Source organism: Paraburkholderia piptadeniae (assembly GCF_900007165.1).
GTDB lineage: Bacteria > Pseudomonadota > Gammaproteobacteria > Burkholderiales > Burkholderiaceae > Paraburkholderia > Paraburkholderia piptadeniae.
On the sequence record NZ_CYGY02000002.1, the window covers coordinates 1 to 19380 of the forward strand.

Annotated in this window: 18 protein-coding genes; 17 read left to right on the forward strand and 1 reads right to left on the reverse strand. The window is 64.7% G+C overall.

Features of this window, described 5'->3' with window-relative positions; translation table 11 throughout:
* Window positions 1–459 precede the first annotated feature (459 nt).
* The 17 genes from BN2476_RS00350 to BN2476_RS00430 all read left to right on the forward strand — a co-directional run bounded on the left by BN2476_RS00350 (window position 460) and on the right by BN2476_RS00430 (window position 18546).
* Window positions 460–2025: a sugar ABC transporter ATP-binding protein gene (locus BN2476_RS00350; protein ID WP_162849219.1), complete on the forward strand. Its 1566-nt coding sequence runs from the start codon at window positions 460–462 to the stop codon at window positions 2023–2025.
* Window positions 2015–3037 (forward strand): ABC transporter permease, encoded by a 1023-nt coding sequence (locus tag BN2476_RS00355; RefSeq protein ID WP_087732180.1) that lies wholly within the window; start codon window positions 2015–2017, stop codon window positions 3035–3037. Before BN2476_RS00350 ends, BN2476_RS00355 begins: the two co-directional genes overlap by 11 nt.
* A gap of 34 nt (window positions 3038–3071) precedes the next feature.
* On the forward strand, window positions 3072–4064 hold the full coding sequence (locus BN2476_RS00360; RefSeq protein WP_087732181.1) for an ABC transporter permease: 993 nt from the start codon (window positions 3072–3074) through the stop codon (window positions 4062–4064).
* Between the two features lie 100 nt (window positions 4065–4164).
* Window positions 4165–4806 (forward strand): LysE family translocator, encoded by a 642-nt coding sequence (locus tag BN2476_RS00365; RefSeq protein WP_087732282.1) that lies wholly within the window; start codon window positions 4165–4167, stop codon window positions 4804–4806.
* Window positions 4807–5301: 495 nt separating this feature from the next.
* The gene (locus BN2476_RS00370; protein WP_087732182.1) at window positions 5302–6072 is read left to right on the forward strand and encodes a ferredoxin--NADP reductase; all 771 of its coding nucleotides are present in this window, start codon (window positions 5302–5304) and stop codon (window positions 6070–6072) included.
* A 514-nt stretch (window positions 6073–6586) separates the two neighbouring features.
* Entirely contained in the window at window positions 6587–7480 is an 894-nt protein-coding gene (locus tag BN2476_RS00375) for a sensor histidine kinase (protein ID WP_087732183.1), read from the forward strand.
* Window positions 7481–7496: 16 nt separating this feature from the next.
* Complete coding sequence (gene rqpR / locus BN2476_RS00380; RefSeq protein ID WP_087732184.1) at window positions 7497–8153, forward strand: response regulator transcription factor RqpR; 657 nt, start codon at window positions 7497–7499, stop codon at window positions 8151–8153.
* A 160-nt stretch (window positions 8154–8313) separates the two neighbouring features.
* Window positions 8314–9711, forward strand: coding sequence for a branched-chain amino acid transporter BcaP (bcaP, locus tag BN2476_RS00385; RefSeq protein WP_087732185.1), 1398 nt, complete (start codon window positions 8314–8316; stop codon window positions 9709–9711).
* A gap of 378 nt (window positions 9712–10089) precedes the next feature.
* A complete protein-coding gene (locus BN2476_RS00390; protein ID WP_087732186.1) occupies window positions 10090–10590 on the forward strand; it encodes a (2Fe-2S)-binding protein in 501 nt (166 codons plus the stop codon).
* A 10-nt stretch (window positions 10591–10600) separates the two neighbouring features.
* The gene (locus tag BN2476_RS00395) at window positions 10601–12994 is read left to right on the forward strand and encodes a xanthine dehydrogenase family protein molybdopterin-binding subunit (protein ID WP_087732187.1); all 2394 of its coding nucleotides are present in this window, start codon (window positions 10601–10603) and stop codon (window positions 12992–12994) included.
* 13 nt (window positions 12995–13007) lie between these two features.
* A complete protein-coding gene (locus BN2476_RS00400; RefSeq protein ID WP_087732188.1) occupies window positions 13008–13805 on the forward strand; it encodes an FAD binding domain-containing protein in 798 nt (265 codons plus the stop codon).
* A gap of 115 nt (window positions 13806–13920) precedes the next feature.
* The gene (locus tag BN2476_RS00405) at window positions 13921–14808 is read left to right on the forward strand and encodes an AAA family ATPase (RefSeq protein ID WP_087732189.1); all 888 of its coding nucleotides are present in this window, start codon (window positions 13921–13923) and stop codon (window positions 14806–14808) included.
* A gap of 5 nt (window positions 14809–14813) precedes the next feature.
* Window positions 14814–16055, forward strand: coding sequence for a vWA domain-containing protein (locus tag BN2476_RS00410; RefSeq protein WP_087732190.1), 1242 nt, complete (start codon window positions 14814–14816; stop codon window positions 16053–16055).
* Window positions 16046–16633, forward strand: coding sequence for an SRPBCC family protein (locus BN2476_RS00415; RefSeq protein ID WP_087732191.1), 588 nt, complete (start codon window positions 16046–16048; stop codon window positions 16631–16633). Before BN2476_RS00410 ends, BN2476_RS00415 begins: the two co-directional genes overlap by 10 nt.
* Window positions 16606–17634, forward strand: a complete 1029-nt coding sequence (locus BN2476_RS00420; RefSeq protein WP_087732192.1) for an XdhC family protein — start codon at window positions 16606–16608, stop codon at window positions 17632–17634. The genes BN2476_RS00415 and BN2476_RS00420 overlap by 28 nt, the downstream gene beginning before the upstream one ends.
* 212 nt (window positions 17635–17846) lie before the next feature.
* Window positions 17847–18221, forward strand: coding sequence for a type II toxin-antitoxin system RelE/ParE family toxin (locus BN2476_RS00425; protein WP_087732193.1), 375 nt, complete (start codon window positions 17847–17849; stop codon window positions 18219–18221).
* On the forward strand, window positions 18205–18546 hold the full coding sequence (locus tag BN2476_RS00430) for an XRE family transcriptional regulator (protein ID WP_087732194.1): 342 nt from the start codon (window positions 18205–18207) through the stop codon (window positions 18544–18546). The genes BN2476_RS00425 and BN2476_RS00430 overlap by 17 nt, the downstream gene beginning before the upstream one ends.
* Window positions 18547–18574: 28 nt before the next feature.
* Here BN2476_RS00430 and BN2476_RS00435 read toward each other — a convergent pair whose 3' ends face one another.
* Window positions 18575–19297 (reverse strand): PepSY-associated TM helix domain-containing protein, encoded by a 723-nt coding sequence (locus tag BN2476_RS00435; protein WP_087732195.1) that lies wholly within the window; start codon window positions 19295–19297, stop codon window positions 18575–18577.
* Window positions 19298–19380 lie beyond the last annotated feature (83 nt).

A 19380-nucleotide genomic window follows, 5' to 3' on the forward strand; every position in this document is an offset into this window, starting at 1 on the left:
GGGAGGAACTTCGGGTTAATGAGCGGCTGGCGCTTATTGAGCAGTGACCCGGCCGCGCGTGCCTCGATCCATGCAGCGAGAGACGCACAGCAAGGCCGGACAGGCAGGGCCTCATCGAGGCGCACGCGCGCCCCGCTGACGGGAAGGGTTCGAAGCGACGTGTCCGTTGCGCGCGTTTTCGCGGTCGACGGGCCGTCGCTTCGCTTTGTCGGGCGTACCATGGACGTCGCGGCCTGACGGGCGGCCGTTCATCGACGCGCGCGCCGCCGTTCGTCGCCGGTACATCGAAGCCCTGGGCAACATATCAGTCGACACGCCAACTCCCGTCGACCGCTCTGCATGGGATGAGAGTAGGTGCTCAAGCGCCAACTCCCGTCGACACATAAGGAGACATATGTGACGCAAGCCGACGCGCATTCCAACGCTCAACAGTCTTCCGCCCGCGCCCCCCTGCTCGACATGCAGGGCATCGACATTTCGTTCGGCGGCGTGCCCGCGTTGCGCGGCGCGACTCTCACCGTCGCGGCGGGCGAAGTGCACGCGCTGATCGGCCAGAACGGCGCAGGCAAATCGACGATGATCAAGATCCTCACGGGCGCCTATCGGCGCTCGGGCGGCAGCGTGCGCTTCGAAGGCCGCGAGATCGACTTCCGCACGCCGAAGGAAGCGCGCGAAGCGGGCATCAGCACGATCTATCAGGAGATTAACCTGGTGCCGTTCCGCTCGGTCGCCGAAAACATCTTTCTCGGACGCGAGCCACGCCGCTTCGGTCTGATCGACTGGCGCGAAGTGCAGCGGCGCGCGTCGGCGCTGCTCGAATCGTTCGGCTTGCAGATCGACGTGAGAAAACCCGCGGGCAGCTATTCGACGGCGATTCAGCAGATGGTCGCGCTCGCGCGCGCCGTTTCGTCGGACGCGAAGATGGTCATCATGGACGAATCGACTTCGTCGCTCGACGAACGTGAAGTCGAGCTGCTGTTCAGCGTCGTGCGCAAGCTGCGCGACGACGGACGCGCGGTGATCTTCGTGTCGCATCGTCTCGACGAGCTGTACGCGCTGTGCGACCGCGTAACGGTGATGCGCGACGGTCAAACAGTCGCGCAAAGCACGATGAAGGACATCGACAAGCGCCAACTCGTCACGACGATGCTCGGCCGCACGCTCGCCGCCGTCGTGCAGGACGACAGCGCCGCGCGCGAAGCGAATCTCGCGCGTCGCGGCGACAAGGCGATCTCCGCGCACCATCTCGCCGCGCATCCGAAAGTGAGCGACGTGTCGCTCGACGTGCACGCGGGCGAAGCGGTCGGCCTCGCCGGCCTGCTCGGCTCCGGCCGCACGGAAACGATGCGCCTGCTGTTCGGCGCTGACCCGGCGGAACGCGGCGCGCTGTCGATCAACGGCGAAACGGTCGCGCTGAAGTCGCCACGGGACGCGATCGCGCGCGGTCTCGCCTACCTCACGGAAGACCGCAAGGCGGAAGGCATCGTGCCGGACCTGTCGGTGCGCGACAACCTCACGCTCGTCTGTTTGCGCACGCTATCGAAGCACGGCGTCGTCGATGTGAAGAAGCAGCAGGCGATCGTCGAGCGCTTCATCGCGTCGCTCGGCATCAAGCTGCGCTCGCCCGATCAGCCGATCCGCGAGCTGTCGGGCGGCAATCAGCAAAAGGTGCTGCTCGCGCGCTGGCTCGCCGCGCAGCCGTCGCTGCTGCTGCTCGACGAACCGACGCGCGGCATCGACGTCGGCGCGAAGGCAGATGTCGCGAAGATCGTGCGCGAGCTGCGCGACGAAGGCATGGCGGTGCTGCTGTCCGCATCTGAGCTTGAAGAGCTGACGGCCGTCGCCGATCGCGCCGTCGTGATCCGCGACGGACGCACGGTCGCCGAACTCGACGGCGCGCACATGAGCGAATCCGCGATCATGGACGCGATCGCCTGGGGCAGCGCGGGCACGTCGCAACTGGTGGAAGCGGCGCAGTCCGCGCACATCGGCGATGCACCGGAGGGCGGCCGTCATGGCTCATGAGTCGCTGCGCAACGACGCCGCGCGGATCGCTTCGAACGCAACGGCGCCCGGCGCATCGCAACCCGGTGCGTCGACGGTTAAGAAGAAACGGCGTCTCGCGATTCAGCGCGAAATCGTCGTGCTGCTCGCGATGCTCGTCTTCAATCTGCTGTTCACGCAGCACTTCTGGTCGCTGCAAACCTTCAACGTCAATCTGACGCAGGTCGTGACGATCGTGATCGTCGGCATCGGCATGACGCTGGTCGTGGCGACGGGCGGCATCGATCTGTCGGTGGGCGCATCGATGGCGATTGCGGGCGCGCTCGCGCCGATGCTCTTCATGCACATCGCCGGTCCGTCCGGCATCGCGCTCGCGTTCGTGCTGCCCGTGCTGGCCGCGGCGCTTTGCGGCGTGTTCAACGGCTTTCTCGTGACAAGGCTAGCCGTGCAGCCGATCGTCGCGACACTCGTCCTGTTCATCGCCGGGCGGGGTATCGCGCAGGTCGTCACCGACGGCAATCTCCAGGCCTTCAACAATCCCGCGTTCCAGTGGATCGCGCTCGGCAAGGTGGCGGGCATTCCGTTCCAGGTGCTGCTGATGTTCGCGCTCGTCGCGTTCTTTGCGTGGGTCGTGCGCAAGACGCTGTTCGGCCAGTATCTGCTCGTGACGGGCGGCAACGAGAAGTCCGCGTATCTGAGCGGCGTGCCGACCGCGCGCGTGAAGATGATCGCGTACACGCTGTGCGCGGCGCTGTCGGGGCTCGCGGGGCTGATTTCCATTTCGGTGAATTCGTCGTCGGATGCGAACGTCGTCGGGCTCGGCATCGAGCTCGACGCAATTGCCGCCGTCGCGGTCGGCGGCACGGCGCTGACGGGCGGCAAGGCGTATATCGGCGGCACGCTGATCGGCGCGCTGATCATCCAGCTGCTGCGCTACACGCTGCTCGCGCACGGCATCCCGGATGCGGCCGCGCTCGTCGTCAAGGCGGCCATCATCATCGCGGCGGTGTACGTGCAGCGGCGCTCGCGCTGAAGCGCTTTCGAACGATCTTGCGGAACACGATCCGATGAAAAAGAACCTGCCCATCCTGATCGCGCTCGGCGCGCTGATCGTGCTCGGCCTTGTGCGCTACGAGCACTTTGCGTCCGAGTACAACATCATGTCCTTCTGGCGCTACAACTCGATGTTCGCGCTGATCTCCGTCGGCATGGCCTTCGTGATCATCACGGGCGGCATCGATCTGTCCGTCGGCACGGTCGCGGCACTGGCGAGCGTCGTGTCGGCTCTCGCGAGTCCATACGGCGGCTGGATCGCGGTGATCGCGGGCGCTAGCGCGGGGTTGCTGGTCGGCGTGATCAACGGCGTCATCATCACGCGGATGAAGATTCTGCCGTTCATCACGACACTCGCGACGAGCCTCGGCGCGCATGGCCTCGCGCTGCTGCTCGGCAAGAACGACGCCGTGTCGGTTTCGTCGGATACGAACTTCGCCAACTTCGGTCAAGGCGATCTGTTCGGCCTGCCGATTCCCGGTCTGATCGCGCTCGTCGCAGCCGTCGCGGGCTGGCTCGCGCTGCGCAGCACCCGCTTTGGCCGGCATTCGCTGGCGATCGGCGGCAGCGAGGAAGCGGCGCGGCTGATGGGTCTGAACGTCAACCGCACGCTGGTCGCCGTGTACGCGGTGAGCGGCTTGCTGGCGGGGCTGGCGGGCGTGATCCTCGCCGCGCAGTTCGGCGCGGGGCAGCCGAACGAAGGCGTCGGCTGGGAGCTGTTCGCGATTTCCGCCGTCGTGCTGGGCGGCACGCTGCTGACGGGCGGCGAAGGATCGATCGCGATGACGATCGCGGGCGTGTTGCTGCTCGGCCTCGTGTTCAACCTGCTGAACTTCGAGAACGGGCTCGGCTACATCAGCCTGTCGGCGTACTGGCAGTCGGTGATTCGCGGCGTGTTCCTGCTGCTCGTGATCGTGCTGCAGGCGCGCGTGCTCAAGCAGCGCGCACACAAGTGCCCGCTCGCGGAAGCAGGCGCGGACGCGGGCGCGGGACCGGCAGCGGGTTGAAATCCGTGCGTGGCCGGCATTCAAACGTGCGTTGGCCAGAGTAAGATCGCGGTTCCCTTTCCGCCCAATGCGCCGCCGACTGGTGCGGCATATCGTCGCCATGCATCACTACCTGCCGATCCTGCTGCAAATCGCCATCGTCTATCTGGTCGCGCTCGTGAGTCCCGGCCCCAACTTCTTCATGATCACGCAGCTGTCGCTGGCGGGACGGCGCGGACTCGGCGCAGCGTCGGCGCTGGGCGTCGGCACCGCATCGACGATCTGGGCCTCGCTCGCGATGCTCGGCTTTGCCACTGTGTTGCAGCGGATCGACTGGCTGTACAACGGCATCCGCATCGCGGGCGCGGTGTATCTCGTGTGGTTCGGCTTCAAGCTGCTGCGTTCGAGCGCGAAGCGCGGCGACGCCGCCACCGCTGTGGTCGAGACGCCGTCCGCGAGCGACCGAGGCGCATATTTCCGCGCGTGGCGCTCGGGGCTGCTCACATGTCTGACGAATCCGAAGTCGTGCGCGTTCTGGACCAGCGTGTTCGCGACGATGTTTCCCGCGCATCCGCCGACGTGGTTCTACGGTGTCGCGCTCGCGATGATCGCGACGATGTCGGCAAGCTGGTACAGCAGCGTCGCACTGATGTTCGCGACGGAGCGCACGCAACGCGGCTATCGACGCCTGCGCCGGCCGATCGACGGCCTGTGCGGCGCGGTGCTCGTTGGGCTTGGCGCGAAGCTCGCGGCGGAAAGCTGACGGCACACGCGGCGCCTCTCGGTTCCAGCTTCGCCAGAAGGGTCAATGCTGCGGTGCGTAATCCGTTTCCGGTATTATCGCGAAATAGCGCTTACCAGCGCCCTGTGGAGCGGCTGGCGTCATTCGACGACTATGGGCAAGCGCCCGTCACGCGGGCGTGGTCCGGAGCCCACCGCGGTGGGCAAGACCCGAAGGGCAACACCCGCGACGGTCGGCAGCCGGGCACAGGACCCAGTTCCGCACCACCTCAGCAGTGCGCTCTAGCCGCGCCGCAGTCGTCCGTTCCGGCGAAATCGAACGACAGCCGCGCCGGCGCTGGACAGATCCCCGGTTCACCGTCCAACCGCCGCGGCAATGCCCGGTGTGCTGACGCGCTAAAATAGCGGATTGCGCATCATGCCCACGTCGCTGCCGACTGGGGACGATGCATCGCCTTTGCCGTGCCGGCCCCGCTTTTTGTGTGGCCGACCTTGTTTTCGCACCATCGAAGAAGCCATGAGCAACCTGAATCCACAAACCGTCCTGAGCGTCCATCACTGGACCGATACGCTTTTCAGCTTCACCTGCACGCGCGATGCGTCGTTCCGCTTCGAGAATGGCCAGTTCACGATGGTCGGCCTCGAAGTCGACGGCAAGCCGCTGATCCGCGCCTACAGCATGGCGAGCGCGAACTACGAAGAGAACCTCGAATTCCTGAGCATCAAGGTGCAGGACGGTCCGCTGACGTCGCGTCTGCAGCACCTGAAGGTCGGTGATCAGGTCCTGATCGGCAAGAAGCCGACGGGCACGCTGATGGCCGACAACCTCTTGCCCGGCAAGACGCTGTGGCTGCTGTCGACGGGCACGGGCCTGGCTCCTTTCATGTCGATCATCAAGGACCCGGACATCTACGATCGCTACGAAAAGGTCGTGCTGACGCACACCTGCCGTTTCGTCGACGAACTGGCGTACAAGGAATACATCACGGATCACCTGCCGGCGCACGAGCATATCGGCGAACTCATCCGCGACAAGCTGGTGTACTACCCGACCGTCACGCGCGAGGCGTTTGCGAACCGTGGCCGCATTACGGATCTGATCGAAACGAAGAAGCTGTTCGACGACCTCGACCTGCCGCACTTCTCGCTGGAAAACGACCGCGTGATGCTCTGCGGCAGCCCGCACATGCTGCGCGACACGCGTGAACTGCTCGATAGCATGGGCTTCCAGGAAGGCAGTAACAACTCGCCTGGTCACTACGTCGTCGAAAAGGCGTTCGTCGGTTAAGCATTTAGCCGTACGAGACGCGGCGCGACCCTTCGTCGCGGCCGCGCAAGCCGCATCACCCGAAACCGGAGCCTTCGCGCTCCGGTTTTTCTTTTGACGCGCCCTTTCCTCGTAGAACGGCTCGCGGATCGCGCGTCACCGCCTGGCAACCCAGTCGGACGCGCGGTTACAAATTCCATGGCAGTCGATCCATTTTCCGTGTAGGTATTTTTCTGACACAAAAGGCCGCCGACCTGATCCACTGCGTGAAAAATACGCGGCAAACCACCATGGACAGCCACTTTTTCTTTTTTTAAGATATGATCGCAGCGCGGCGTCATTTGACAGACTATTAACAAAACTGCCGTCTTTTTGTTACCGAATGTAAATTTCGTTACGCCACGGCGTAGCGTTTTTCCGTCGCGGATCATGCTGCGGCGGGCACATCTGGGGATCAGGTTCGCATGCGTTCTTTCGTCTATGTGCTGTCGATATCTGGCTGCCGTTTCGGCCCATCCATTTCGTGAGCGGGTCCATGGATACGTCGATCGTCGTCCCGTTGCACGCGCACAGCGCGGCCGCGCTCGCGAGCGACGCGCAGCAGCCGGAACCGCGCCCGTCCGATCGTCTCGCGAGCCGTTCCCGCACCGCCCGCAAGCCGGCGGCTCCCGCCACGCATGCGGCATCGCGCGATGAGGTCGCGCGTCTGCAGGCGCGCGTGCGAGAACTCGCCGCTGAACTGACCCGCACGCAGGAAGCCACGCGCCGCCAGGTCGCGCATGAACTGCACGACAGCGTCGGCGCGGAACTGACGGCCGCGCGCTTCGCGCTGGCCGGCATCGAAACGTGGCTGCCCGCCGACGCGCCGGCGCAATGCGCGACCGCGCTCGCAACGGCGCAACGCTCGCTCGACGCCGTGACGGAAGCCGCCCAGCACGCCGTCGCCGACCTGCACGCGCCGACCCTCGACAAAGGCATCGTCAACGCGCTGTCGCACTGGACCCACAGCTTCGCTGCGCGCACGGGCCTGCGCATGAGCTTCGTGTGCGCCGCCGATGCGCGCCTCACGCGACTTTCCGCCGATGCGTCGCTGGCCGTGTTCCGCGTGGCGCAGGAAGCGCTCAACAACGTCGCGAAACACGCGCGCGCGGCGGGTGCCGACATGCGCATCGAAACCACGCCCACCCATCTGAGCATCGTCGTCAGCGACGACGGCATCGGCATTCCGCCGCACGCGGGCCAGGACGAGCGCCAGTTCGGCCTCGCGGGCATGCGCGCGCGCTGCAATGCGTTCGACGGCGAACTGCGCATCGCCGCCGCTTCCGCCCGTCAGCCGCGCGGCACCACCGTGCAAGCCCGTTTCGCGTGGAAAGCGCTGCTCGGCAACGCGTCGCGCCCGCGCGCGCGGCGCACCGCGATCCGTCTGTGAATACCGGTATTTCCTCATGAGCTTGCGCATTCTGATTGCCGAAGATCACGCCGTCGTTCGCGAGGGCGTGCGGCAACTGCTGATCGACCGAGGCGTCGCCGATGATGTCGACGAGGCGCAGACGGGCGCCGAGGCGCTCACGCAGGCGTCGAAGCATGTGTACGACGTGATCCTGCTCGACATCTCTCTGCCGGACATGAATGGCGTCGAGGTGTTGAAGCGCCTGAAGCGCAAGGTGCCGCGCATCCCCGTGCTGATGTTCTCGATGTATCGCGAGGACCAGTACGCGGTGCGCGCATTGAAGGCGGGCGCGGCCGGCTATCTGTCGAAGACGGTCGACACCGTGCAGATGATCTCCGCGATCCAGCAGGTCGCGGCGGGCCGCAAGTACGTGAGCCCCGCGATGGCGGAAGCGCTCGCCGACTACGTGTCATATGACGGCGAGCAGATGCCGCACGAAAAGCTCTCCGACCGCGAATACCAGACGCTGTGCATGCTCGCGTCCGGCAAACGTCTGACGGACATTGCGGTCGCACTGTCGCTGTCGGTGAAGACGGTGAGCGTCTACCGCACGCGGCTGCTCGAAAAGATGAAGCTGCGCAACAACGCCGAGCTCACCTTCTATGTGATGAGCAACCGCCTCGTCGACCTGAATCCGGCGATGACGGCCTGATCGATCGCACGGCGACCCTATGCGACGCCGCGCCGCGACCGCAGGTCGCGCGTGCCCGTTGCGCGCCAGAAAGGGCTCACCAGTCCATTTCCGCTAAAATTGCGGGTTTTCCCGACATTGGCCGCGCCCCACACGCGTGCTTCACAGGAGACCCCGCCAGATGTCCCTTTTTCGTAAGAAGAACGTCGAGCACATGATCGCCGGCGCGCAGGCCGCCGGCCTGAAGAAAGCGCTCGGCGCGCTCGACCTCACCTTTCTCGGCGTCGGCGCCATCATCGGCACCGGCATCTTCGTGCTCACGGGCACGGGCGCCGTGCAGGCCGGCCCGGCGCTGATGGTGTCGTTCATCATCGCCGCCATCGCGTGCGGCTTTGCGGCGCTCGCCTACGCCGAATTCGCGTCGACGATTCCCGTCGCCGGCTCGATCTACACCTATTCGTACGCGACGCTCGGCGAACTGGCCGCGTGGATCATCGGCTGGGATCTGATGCTCGAATACGGCCTCGCGACATCGGCGGTGTCGGTCGGCTGGTCCGGCTATCTGCAATCGCTGCTGTCGGGCTTCGGCATCTCGTTGCCCGTCGCGCTGACGGCGGCGCCCGGCGCGCTGCCCGGCCACGAGACGCTCTTCAACCTGCCCGCCTTCCTCGTGATGATAGCGATCACCACGCTGTTGTCGGTCGGCGTGCGCGAATCGACGCGTGTGAACAACCTGATGGTCGCGATCAAGGTGACGGTCGTGCTGCTGGTGATCGCCGTCGGCGCGTTCCATGTGACGCCCGCAAAATGGCATCCGTTCATGCCGAACGGCTGGAACGGCGTGTTCGGCGCGGCGGCCGTGATGTTCTTCGCGTTCATCGGCTTCGACTCGGTGTCGTCGGCGGCGGAGGAAGTGAAGAACCCGAAGCGCGATCTGCCCATCGGCATCATTGCGTCGCTCGGCGTGTGCGCGGTGCTGTATGTCGCAGTGGCCGCCGTCGTGACGGGCATCGTGCCATTTGCACAGTTCGCGAACGTCTCGCACCCGGTGTCGTACGCGTTGCAGGTCGCGGGGCAGAACTGGGTCGCCGGCTTCATCGATCTCGGCGCCGTGCTCGGCATGCTGACCGTGATTCTCGTGATGGCATACGGCCAGACGCGCGTGATCTTCGCGATGTCGCGCGACGGCCTGCTGCCCGCTGCGCTGTCGAAAGTCCACCCGCGCTTCGCGACGCCGTTCGCGACGACGTGGCTCGTCGGCATCGTCTTCGGTCTGATCGGCGCGCTCGTGCCGCTCAACGTGCTGGCCGAGCTGATCAACATCGGCACGCTCGCGGCGTTCTCGATGGTGTCGATCGCCGTGCTCGTTCTGCGCCGCACGCATCCCGACCTGCCGCGCGCGTTCCGCTGCCCGGGCGTGCCCGTCCTGCCCGTGCTCGCCGTCGCATCGTGCCTGTTCCTGATGGTCAACCTGAGCGCCGTCACGTGGATCGCGTTCGTGATCTGGCTCGTGATCGGCATGGTCGTGTACTTCGGCTACTCGCGCCGTCATTCGAAACTGGCACACGGTCAGCATTGATCGCCAACACTCGCGCCGCAAGAGCAAGAACAAAGGCGCATTGAACGAAACGGCACGCGCGGCGTGCCGTTTTGCATTTCAGGCATCAAGGCGTCAAGGCGTCAATCGGGACGCGTGCCGCGCGACAAGTGCAAGAGCGCAAGCGCAATGCAAGCACGTGCACCGCAGCATCTTCTCAAACTCAACGATCTGTCATTCCCTGTGCGGTTCGCCCCATAGCCTGCTACCCTTTTTTGTGTTTTACTTTTTGGCACAAAGATAAAAGCACCAACCGAACCGGACCCTCACAGCAGGCAGGCGGTAGGTAGTGAAGGCGGGCCCGAGCCGGTTTCGCCCCATCCGGGGCTCATTCCAAGGGCGTCCCCAAGGAGACAGTTCATGGCGATCAGCATCAGTCTGACGGTGAACGGTTCACCCGTCACCGCGAACGTCGAGCCACACACCCTGCTTGTCCAGTTTCTACGCGAACAGTTGCGGTTGACGGGTACGCACGTCGGCTGCGACACCGCACAATGCGGCGCGTGCACGGTTCATCTGAACGGCCGCGCGATCAAGTCCTGCAACATGCTCGCCGTGCAGGCCGAAGGCCAGCAGGTCACGACAATCGAAGGGCTGTCGAAGAACGGCGAGCTGCATCCGATGCAAGCCGCTTTCCGCGAATGCCACGGCCTGCAATGCGGCTTCTGCACGCCGGGCATGGTGATGAGCGCGACCGCGCTCGCCGAAGCGAATCCGGACCTCACTGAAGACGACGTGCGCCATCAGCTGGTCGGCAACCTGTGCCGCTGCACGGGCTATCACAACATCGTCAAGGCCGTCGTTCAGGGCGCGGCCGGCATGAAAGCCGGCGCGTCGTCAACAGCCGGCGCGAACGCCTGAGGAGCCCGCCATGAATGCACCCGATACGCAGCGCATGGTGGGCATGCCCGTCAAGCGCAAGGAAGACTATCGTTTCCTGACGGGCAACGGCCAGTACACCGACGACATCGTTCTGCCTGGCCAGACCTACGCCATATTCCTGCGCTCGCCGCATGCGCACGCGCGCATCAAGAGCATCGACACCGAAGCGGCGAAGCAGTCGCCCGGCGTGGTCGCGATCTTCACAGGCGCCGATCTCGCCGCTGAAAACGTCGGCGGGCTGCCGTGCGGCTGGCTGATTCACAGCGTCGACGGCAAGCCGATGAACGAGCCGCCGCACCCGGTGATTGCGCATACGAAAGTGCGCCACGTCGGAGATCAGGTCGCGCTCGTAATCGCCGATTCGGTGAAAGCGGCGAAAGACGCCGCCGAGCTGATCGACGTGATCTACGATGAGCTGCCCGCCGTCGTCGATACCGCGCACGCCGCCGATCCGGGCCAGTCCGCCGTGCACGACGAAGTGCCCGACAACACCTGCTACACATGGGGCCACGGCGACAAGGCGGCCACGGATGCCGCATTCGCGAAAGCCCATCACGTGACGACGCTCGACATCGTCAACAACCGCCTCGTGCCGAACGCGATCGAGCCGCGCGCGGTCAACGCGAGCTATTCCGCGCAGGACGACAGCTACACCGTCTATGTCGCGAATCAGAATCCGCACGTCGAACGGCTGTTGATGGCGGCGTTCGTGCTCTCGCTGCCGGAATCGAAGGTGCGCGTAGTCGCGCCCGATGTCGGTGGCGGCTTCGGCTCGAAGATTTTCCTGTACGCGGAAGACGTCGCGCTGACGTGGGCCTCGAAGAAAATCCGCCGTCCGGTGAAGTGGACGGCCGAGCGCTCCGAAGCGTTTCTGTCGGATGCGCACGGCCGCGATCACGTGACGAAAGCCGAGCTCGCGATGGACGCCGACGGCAAGTTCCTCGCGATGCGCGTGCATACGATCGCGAACATGGGCGCGTATCTGTCGACGTTCGCCTCCAGCGTGCCGACCATCCTCTACGCGACACTGCTCGCGGGTCAGTACGCGACGCCCGCGATCTACGCCGAAGTGAAAGCGGTATTCACGAACACGGTGCCCGTCGATGCATATCGCGGCGCGGGCCGCCCCGAAGCGACGTATGTCGTCGAGCGGCTCGTCGAAACGGCCGCGCGCGAAATGAACATCGAGCCCGCCGAAATCCGCCGGCGCAATTTCATCCGCTCGTTCCCGTATGCAACGCCCGTCGGCCTCACCTACGACACGGGTGACTACGAAGCCTGCCTGAGTCGCGCGCTGGAACTCGCGGACGTGAAAGGCTTCGACGCGCGCCGGCAGGAATCGGAAAAGAACGGCAAGCGCCGCGGCCTCGGCTATTCGTGCTACATCGAAGCATGCGGCCTCGCGCCGTCGAACATCGCGGGCGCGCTCGGCGCGCGCGCAGGCCTGTTCGAAGCGGGCGAAGTGCGCGTGCATCCGACGGGCTCCGTCACCGTCTTCACCGGCTCGCACAGTCACGGCCAGGGCCACGAGACGACGTTCGCGCAGGTCGTGTCGGACCGCCTCGGCGTGCCGCTCGACAACATCGAGATCGTGCACGGCGACACCGGGCGCATTCCGTTCGGCATGGGCACGTATGGCTCGCGTTCGATTGCCGTCGGCGGCTCGGCGATCGTGAAGGCGCTCGACAAGATCGAATCGAAGGCGAAGAAGATCGCCGCGCATCTGCTCGAAGCATCGGCCGACGACATCGAGTTCAAGGACGGCACGTTCCGCGTCGCGGGCACGGACCGCACGAAGACATTCGCGGACGTCTCGCTCGCGGCTTATGTGCCGCACAACTATCCGCTCGACAAGCTCGAGCCGGGTCTCGACGAAAGCGCGTTCTACGATCCGTCGAACTTCACGTATCCGTCGGGTGCGTATATCTGCGAAGTCGAAGTGGACGTCGATACGGGCGAGACGCGCATCGAGCGCTTCACGGCCGTCGACGACTTCGGCAACGTGATCAATCCGATGATCGTCGAAGGACAGGTGCATGGCGGTCTCGGCCAGGGCATCGGCCAGGCGATGCTGGAGCGCTGCGTGTACGACAACGAAAGCGGCCAGCTGCTGTCCGGCTCGTACATGGACTACGCGATGCCGCACGCGTCGGATTTGCCGTCGTTCACCGTCGAGACCGCGAAAGGCACGCCATGCACGCATAATCCGCTCGGCGTGAAGGGCTGCGGCGAAGCGGGCGCGATCGGCTCGCCGCCCGCCGTGATCAACGCGATCATCGACGCGCTCGCGCCGCTCGGCGTCAAGGACATCCAGATGCCGGCCACGCCGCATCGCGTGTGGTCCGCGATCCACGCTGCACAAAGCGCACAAGCGCGTCCTTAAGCGGAGGCCGACAATGTATTCATTCGACTATCAACGTGCAGCCGATCCGAAGAGCGCCGTATCCGCGCTGACCGCCGACAGTGAAGCGAAGTTTCTGGCGGGCGGGCAAAGCCTGTTGCCGACGATGCGCCTGCGTCTCGCGCAGCCGTCGAAGCTGATCGACGTGACGCGCATTCCGCAACTGAAGGAGATTCGCGTCGAGCCGCAGAAGGTGACGATCGGCGCGGCCGTGTGTCATGCGGACGTGGCGAACAACGCGGACGTGCAGCGCGTGTTGCCCGCGCTCGCGCTTCTCGCCGGAGATATCGGCGACCGGCAGGTGCGCACGCTCGGCACGATCGGCGGATCGATCGCGAACAACGATCCCGCGGCGGACTATCCCGCTGCCGTGCTCGGACTCGATGGAACCGTCGTGACGGACCGGCGCAGCATCCCCGCTGCCGACTTTTTCGTCGGCATGTACGAGACCGCGTTGCACGCCGATGAACTGATCGTCGCCGTCGAGTTTTCCGTGCCGGAAAAAGCGGCGTATGAGAAGTTCAAGAATCCCGCGTCGCACTTCGCGCTGACAGGCGTGTTCGTGGCGAAGACGGCGGGCGGCGTGCGCGTAGCGATCACGGGCGCGGCGCCGTCGGTGTTCCGCGCGACCGAGTTGGAGAACGCGCTGACCGCAAACTTCACCGAAGCGGCCGCGCGCGGCGTGACGATCGCACCCGACGACCTCAACACCGACCTGCACGCGAGCGCCGAATATCGCGCGCATCTGATACCGGTGCTGACGGCGCGCGCGGTGCGAACGGCATTGGGCTAGCGGGCAAGCGATGCCGCAAAGCGTTTGAGCATGCAGAGGCCCGGCGCGTCCGGGCCATTTCGTTTATCGGCGTCGTTTGTTTTAGGCCATGCGAGCCGACGCGTCCGGGAGAACCATGCAGCCAGCTTCAATCGACGACACACTCGCGCTGCTCAGCGCGCAGGGCTACTACGCGAGCCGCGACCTCGCGACCGCGCTCTATCTCGCGCTGCGCATGGAGCGGCCGCTCTTCGTCGAAGGCGAGCCGGGCGTCGGCAAGACAGAGCTGGCGAAGGCGGCAGCGGGCATGCTCGGCACGTCGATGCTGCGGCTGCAATGCTACGAAGGGCTCGATACGGCGAGCGCGTTGTACGAATGGGACTATCCGCGGCAGATCATGGCGCTGCGCCTCGCCGAAGCGGCCGGCGAAAAGCCCGACAACAGTACGCTATATCGCGGCGAGTTCTTGCTGAAGCGCCCTCTGCTGCAAGCGCTGTTGCCCGATGAAAATCATCCGGGCGCGCGGCGCGTGCTGCTGATCGACGAGATCGATCGCGCCGACGAACCGTTCGAAGCGTTCCTGCTCGAACTGCTGTCGGACTTTCAGGTGTCGATTCCCGAATACGGCACCGTGCGCGCCGACCATCCGCCCCTCGTCGTGATGACGTCGAACCGCACGCGCGAAGTACACGATGCTTTGAAGCGCCGTTGCCTGTATCAGTGGATCGGTTATCCCGAGCGCGAACGCGAGCTGGCAATCGTCGCGGCGCGCGCGCCGGAAACAGGTGAAGCGCTGCAACGCCGTGCCGTCGATTTCGTGCATCGTCTGCGCGGAATGGATCTGTTCAAGGCGCCCGGCATTGCCGAAACGATCGACTGGTGCCGCGCGCTCGCGGCGCTCAGCGTGACGGAGCTCGATCCGCAATCCGTGCAGAACACGCTGGGCGTGCTGCTCAAGTATCAGGACGATCTCGCGCGTTTCGACGCCGCGCAGATCCAGCAATGTCTTGAGGCGACGGAGTAGCGTCGATGATGCCCGACTGCGATCCCGGCTCACCGACGCTCGCGCGCAACGTCGTGCACTTCGTGCGGCTGTTGCGCGGCGCGGGCCTGCCGATGTCGCCGGCGCAGGCCGTCGATGCGCTCGAAGCGCTGCACTTCATCGAACTCGATCGCCGCGACGACGTGCGTGCGGCACTCGCTGCGCTGCTCGTGCGCGCGCCCGATGAACGCGAGCTCTTCAACGCCGCGTTCGATCTTTTCTGGCGCGATCCCGATTGGGAAGGCAAGCTGCGCGCACTGCTGTTGCCCAAAGTGACAAGCGGCGTGCCGCCGCCGAAGCGCAACAACCGGCTCGCCGATGCGCTCGCCGTGCATCACGCGAACCAGCGCAAGCAGGCCGCGCAATCCGACGACAAGGACAAGCTCGAATTGCACGCACATGTGACGTTCAGCGCCGAAGAGCGCTTGCGTCATCGCGATTTCGACACGCTCACAGCGGAAGAATGGCGCACGCTGCGCCATCTGATTCGCGCGCAGCGTTTGCCGCTTGCGATGGAACCGACACGTCGATTGAAAGCGGCGTCGCATGGCACGCATGCCGATTTGCGCGCGAGCGCGCGGCATGCGGTGCGCGCGGGCGGCGACTGGACCGTGTGGAAGTATCGCGCCGTCGTCGCGCGCAAGCCGCCGCTCGTGTTGCTGCTCGACATTTCGGGGTCGATGAGCAGCTATTCGCGCGCCGTGCTTTACTTCTGTCATGCGCTCTTGCAATCGCGTGAACGCTTGCAGGTGTTTCTGTTCGGCACGCGCCTCACGAACGCGACGCGCGCGCTGAAGGAACGCGACCCCGATGTGGCGATTGCGGCGCTCGCGGATCAGGTCGTCGACTGGTCGGGCGGCACGCGGATCGGCGCGGCGCTCGCCGAATTCAACCGGCGCTGGGCACGCAGAGTGCTGACGGGCAGAGCGACCGTGCTGCTCGTCACCGACGGCCTCGATCACGAAGCGATCGACGTGCTGGAAACCGAAATGGCCCGCTTGCGCCGCTTCGCGCATCGGATCGTGTGGCTCAATCCGCTGCTGCGGTACAGCGAGTTTGCGCCGAAGGCGCGCGGCGTTCAGGCGATGCTGCCGTTCGTCGATGCCCACAAGCCTGTCCACAATCTCGACAGCCTGGCTGCGTTCGGCCGCGATCTCGCGCAATTGACGCGCGTGCCCCGCGATGCCGCGCGCGCCGCCCTATCTGGAGGAGCAACGTCATGGAGTTGACTGAAACCTACACGCTGGCGGTGTCGCAGCAGCAGGCATGGGACGCGCTGAACGACACGGAGATCCTGCGCGCGTCGATTCCCGGCTGCGACAGCATCGAGCCCGATGGCGAGAATGCGTACGCAGTCACGCTGAGCGCGGCCGTCGGTCCTGTGAAAGCGCGCTTCAAGGGCCGCATGGAACTCACCGATATCGACGCGCCTCACACCTATACGATCGTGTTCGAAGGCCAGGGCGGCGCAGCAGGCTTCGGCAAAGGCCAGACGCACGTGACGCTCGAACCCGACGGCGACGACGCGACGAAGCTCACCTATACGGCCCACGCGCAGGTCGGCGGCAAGCTCGCGCAGATCGGCTCGCGGCTCGTCGACGGCGCGGCGCGCAAGCTCGCCGGCGAGTTCTTCAGACGCTTCAGCGAGCAGGTGACGGGCGGCAGTGGCGCTGCGCAAGCAGAATCCGGCGACTCGGGCGACACTGTAAGTGAAGCCGCTGACGGCGAAGCTGCCGCCAACGGCGGTGCTGAAGGCGAAGAACCGAAGAGGAAGAAATCATGGACAGCGTGGATCTCGAAGTCCTGAAGAGCAGCGCGCGCTGGCTCGATCAGGGACATCGCGCGCTTCTCGTGACGGTGGTGAAGACGTGGGGCTCGTCGCCGCGTCCCGAGGGCGCGATGCTCGTGGTGCGCGACGATGGCGCGGTGGTCGGCTCGGTATCGGGCGGCTGTATCGAAGACGATCTTATCGATCGCGTACGTCAGCGCGGCATCGAGCAGACGAAACCCGAAGCGGTGAAATACGGCATCACTGCTGAAGAAGCGCATCGTTTCGGTTTGCCGTGCGGCGGCACGATTCAACTCGTGCTGGAACCGCTGACGAAAGCGAGCGGTATCGCCGAACTATGCGAAGCCGTCGAAGCGGGCCGCCTCGTTGCGCGCACGCTCGATATCGAAACGGGCGTCGCAAATCTTACGCCCGCGCAGGCCACCGATGGCGTCGACTTCAACGAAAAGCGTCTGCTGACAATACACGGCCCGCGTTACCGGATGCTCGTGATCGGCGCGGGGCAGCTGTCGCGTTATCTGTGCAATATCGCGGTGGGGCTCGATTATCAGGTGACGGTGTGCGATCCGCGCGAAGAATATACGGATGAGTGGGACGTGCCGGGCACGAAAGTGGTCCGCACGATGCCCGACGATACGGTGCTCGACATGAAGCTCGACGAGCGCTGCGCGGTGATTGCACTCACGCATGATCCGAAGCTCGACGATCTTGCGTTGATGGAGGCACTGAAGACGCCCGCGTTTTACATCGGCGCTTTGGGCTCGCGGCGCAATAACGCGGCACGGCGTGAACGGCTGAAAGAGTTCGATCTCACTGAAACCGAACTCGCGCGGCTGCATGGGCCTGTCGGGATTTATATCGGCAGCAGGACGCCGCCTGAAATCGCCGTGTCGATTCTTGCGGAAGTGACGGCGGCGAAGAACGGCGTGTCGCTGCCGACCTTGCTGCAAGTCGAAGGCGCCAAAGCAGCGCGTGAGATCGCGGCAAGCGGCGGAGCGACTTGTAGTATTCCGGATTAGTTTTTGCTGTGTTCGGCCGCGAGATGAGATGTCGCTCGTGGTCGATTTCTCTTGCCCGGCATCGGCCATTCGGCTGACTGTCGCCGGGTCTCCCTGATTCCCTAGCATCGAATTTTCGCGGACTGCTGGTGCGAGCTTCGCGCTCGCGTCGCAACAGGTCCGCAGCCGCCATTATTCCCTTGACGGAATATTCCATCGGAGGTATATTTTCGATGCCATGGGACGTTGAGTACACCGATGCATTTCAGGCCTGGTGGGAAGGACTGCGAGAGTCCGAACAGGAATCCATCGACGCGACGGTCCGCTTGCTGGAAGAATGCGGTCCGGCTTTGTCCTTCCCGCATTCGAGCCGGATCGTTCGCTCGCAGTTCGGCAACCTGCGCGAGTTGAGAATTCAACATCGCGGCAGACCCTACCGCGTGCTGTATGCGTTCGACCCACGGCGCGTCGCCATTCTGCTCGCAGGCGGCGACAAGACAGGGCATGACCGTTGGTATGAACAGAACGTTCCGCGAGCGGAAATTCTTTATCGGTTGCATCTCATGCAGCTAGCGCACGGAGAAACAAGAGATGGCGAGAAAATTTGAAGAACTGCGGGCAAGCATGTCGCCTGAATCGCGTGACCGCGCAAAGGCACTGGCGAACAAACTCCGCGCCGAAATGCCTTTGCATGAACTACGTCATGCGCGCGGTTTGTCACAGGAAGCGCTCGCAAAGCGGCTCAACGTCAAGCAACCGAGCATCGCAAAACTCGAACAGCGCACCGATATGTACATTTCGACGCTGCGCGATCATATTCGCGCGCTCGGCGGCGAACTTGAGATCATCGCGCGCTTTCCTGAAGGCGACGTGAAGATCACGAACTTCGCGCAACTCGATGAACCCGTACGCGAAATCGCACAAGACGACTAAACGGGCGTCACAAACAAGCGCCCGCTCGTCACATCAATCCACAAGCCACAGCCGCCGCGATCGACCCTAGCACTAGCACAACCCCGACCGTGCGGCGCCGGTTCAACTCCGTCCACAACAGCACACCCGTCAGCGACAGCAGAATGAGGCCGCCCGCGATCGTATCGACGAGCAGCACCCAGCCGACACTCATTCCCACGCCTTTGTGCAGGTTGTTCATCGTGCCCAGAAACGAGTTCTGCGTGCGCTTCACCGACACGAAACCGTTGCCCACCCAGTACTCGGCCTGCACGTTCTGATACGGACCGGCAATGCCCACCTGCCAGAACTCCGGCTGCACCGCACTATGGTCGCCCCACGCCACAGGATGCGCCGGCTCTCGGCGCGGCTTGCCGGACTTGCCGTCGATATGCAGTTCGTCCTTCAGCCAGCGCGTCATATCGGCGGGCGACTTGAAGCCGAGCTGCGGCAACGCGATCTGCAACTGCTCGACCTGCGGCTCACCCGACGACACTCGCAGCGGCCCTCCGCGATGATTCAGCAGAAACCCCGTCGTGCCGAACAGCAGGCCCAGCACGGCGCCCCATAGGCCGACCCAGCCGTGCACCTTGCGCAGCCACTTGATGAAATTCGCGCGCCGCGAGCGATGCCGCCGCGCGGCGAGTTCGTCCGCGTCCATCGGGTGCACGCTCGCAGGCATGACGCCGGCACGGACGGCAGGCTTCAGTTCGATCGATTCGGGCGCGTTCAAGTCGGGCTCCTGGCAAAACGGGTCGTACGTCGCCGGCGCGCGGCAACGCGGTCAATTGAAAACGGGACGTGTCGTTCCGGACA

Coding starts and splice junctions, on each gene's coding strand:
- BN2476_RS00375 (WP_087732183.1), top strand. CDS start 6,587: ATGGATACGTCGATCGTCGTCCCGTTGCACGCGCACAGCGCGGCCGCG.
- BN2476_RS00430 (WP_087732194.1), top strand. CDS start 18,205: ATGGCGAGAAAATTTGAAGAACTGCGGGCAAGCATGTCGCCTGAATCG.
- BN2476_RS00395 (WP_087732187.1), top strand. CDS start 10,601: ATGAATGCACCCGATACGCAGCGCATGGTGGGCATGCCCGTCAAGCGC.
- BN2476_RS00410 (WP_087732190.1), top strand. CDS start 14,814: ATGATGCCCGACTGCGATCCCGGCTCACCGACGCTCGCGCGCAACGTC.
- bcaP (WP_087732185.1), top strand. CDS start 8,314: ATGTCCCTTTTTCGTAAGAAGAACGTCGAGCACATGATCGCCGGCGCG.
- BN2476_RS00415 (WP_087732191.1), top strand. CDS start 16,046: ATGGAGTTGACTGAAACCTACACGCTGGCGGTGTCGCAGCAGCAGGCA.
- BN2476_RS00425 (WP_087732193.1), top strand. CDS start 17,847: ATGCCATGGGACGTTGAGTACACCGATGCATTTCAGGCCTGGTGGGAA.
- BN2476_RS00405 (WP_087732189.1), top strand. CDS start 13,921: ATGCAGCCAGCTTCAATCGACGACACACTCGCGCTGCTCAGCGCGCAG.
- BN2476_RS00355 (WP_087732180.1), top strand. CDS start 2,015: ATGGCTCATGAGTCGCTGCGCAACGACGCCGCGCGGATCGCTTCGAAC.
- BN2476_RS00350 (WP_162849219.1), top strand. CDS start 460: ATGCAGGGCATCGACATTTCGTTCGGCGGCGTGCCCGCGTTGCGCGGC.
- rqpR (WP_087732184.1), top strand. CDS start 7,497: ATGAGCTTGCGCATTCTGATTGCCGAAGATCACGCCGTCGTTCGCGAG.
- BN2476_RS00400 (WP_087732188.1), top strand. CDS start 13,008: ATGTATTCATTCGACTATCAACGTGCAGCCGATCCGAAGAGCGCCGTA.
- BN2476_RS00420 (WP_087732192.1), top strand. CDS start 16,606: ATGGACAGCGTGGATCTCGAAGTCCTGAAGAGCAGCGCGCGCTGGCTC.
- BN2476_RS00370 (WP_087732182.1), top strand. CDS start 5,302: ATGAGCAACCTGAATCCACAAACCGTCCTGAGCGTCCATCACTGGACC.
- BN2476_RS00390 (WP_087732186.1), top strand. CDS start 10,090: ATGGCGATCAGCATCAGTCTGACGGTGAACGGTTCACCCGTCACCGCG.
- BN2476_RS00360 (WP_087732181.1), top strand. CDS start 3,072: ATGAAAAAGAACCTGCCCATCCTGATCGCGCTCGGCGCGCTGATCGTG.
- BN2476_RS00365 (WP_087732282.1), top strand. CDS start 4,165: ATGCATCACTACCTGCCGATCCTGCTGCAAATCGCCATCGTCTATCTG.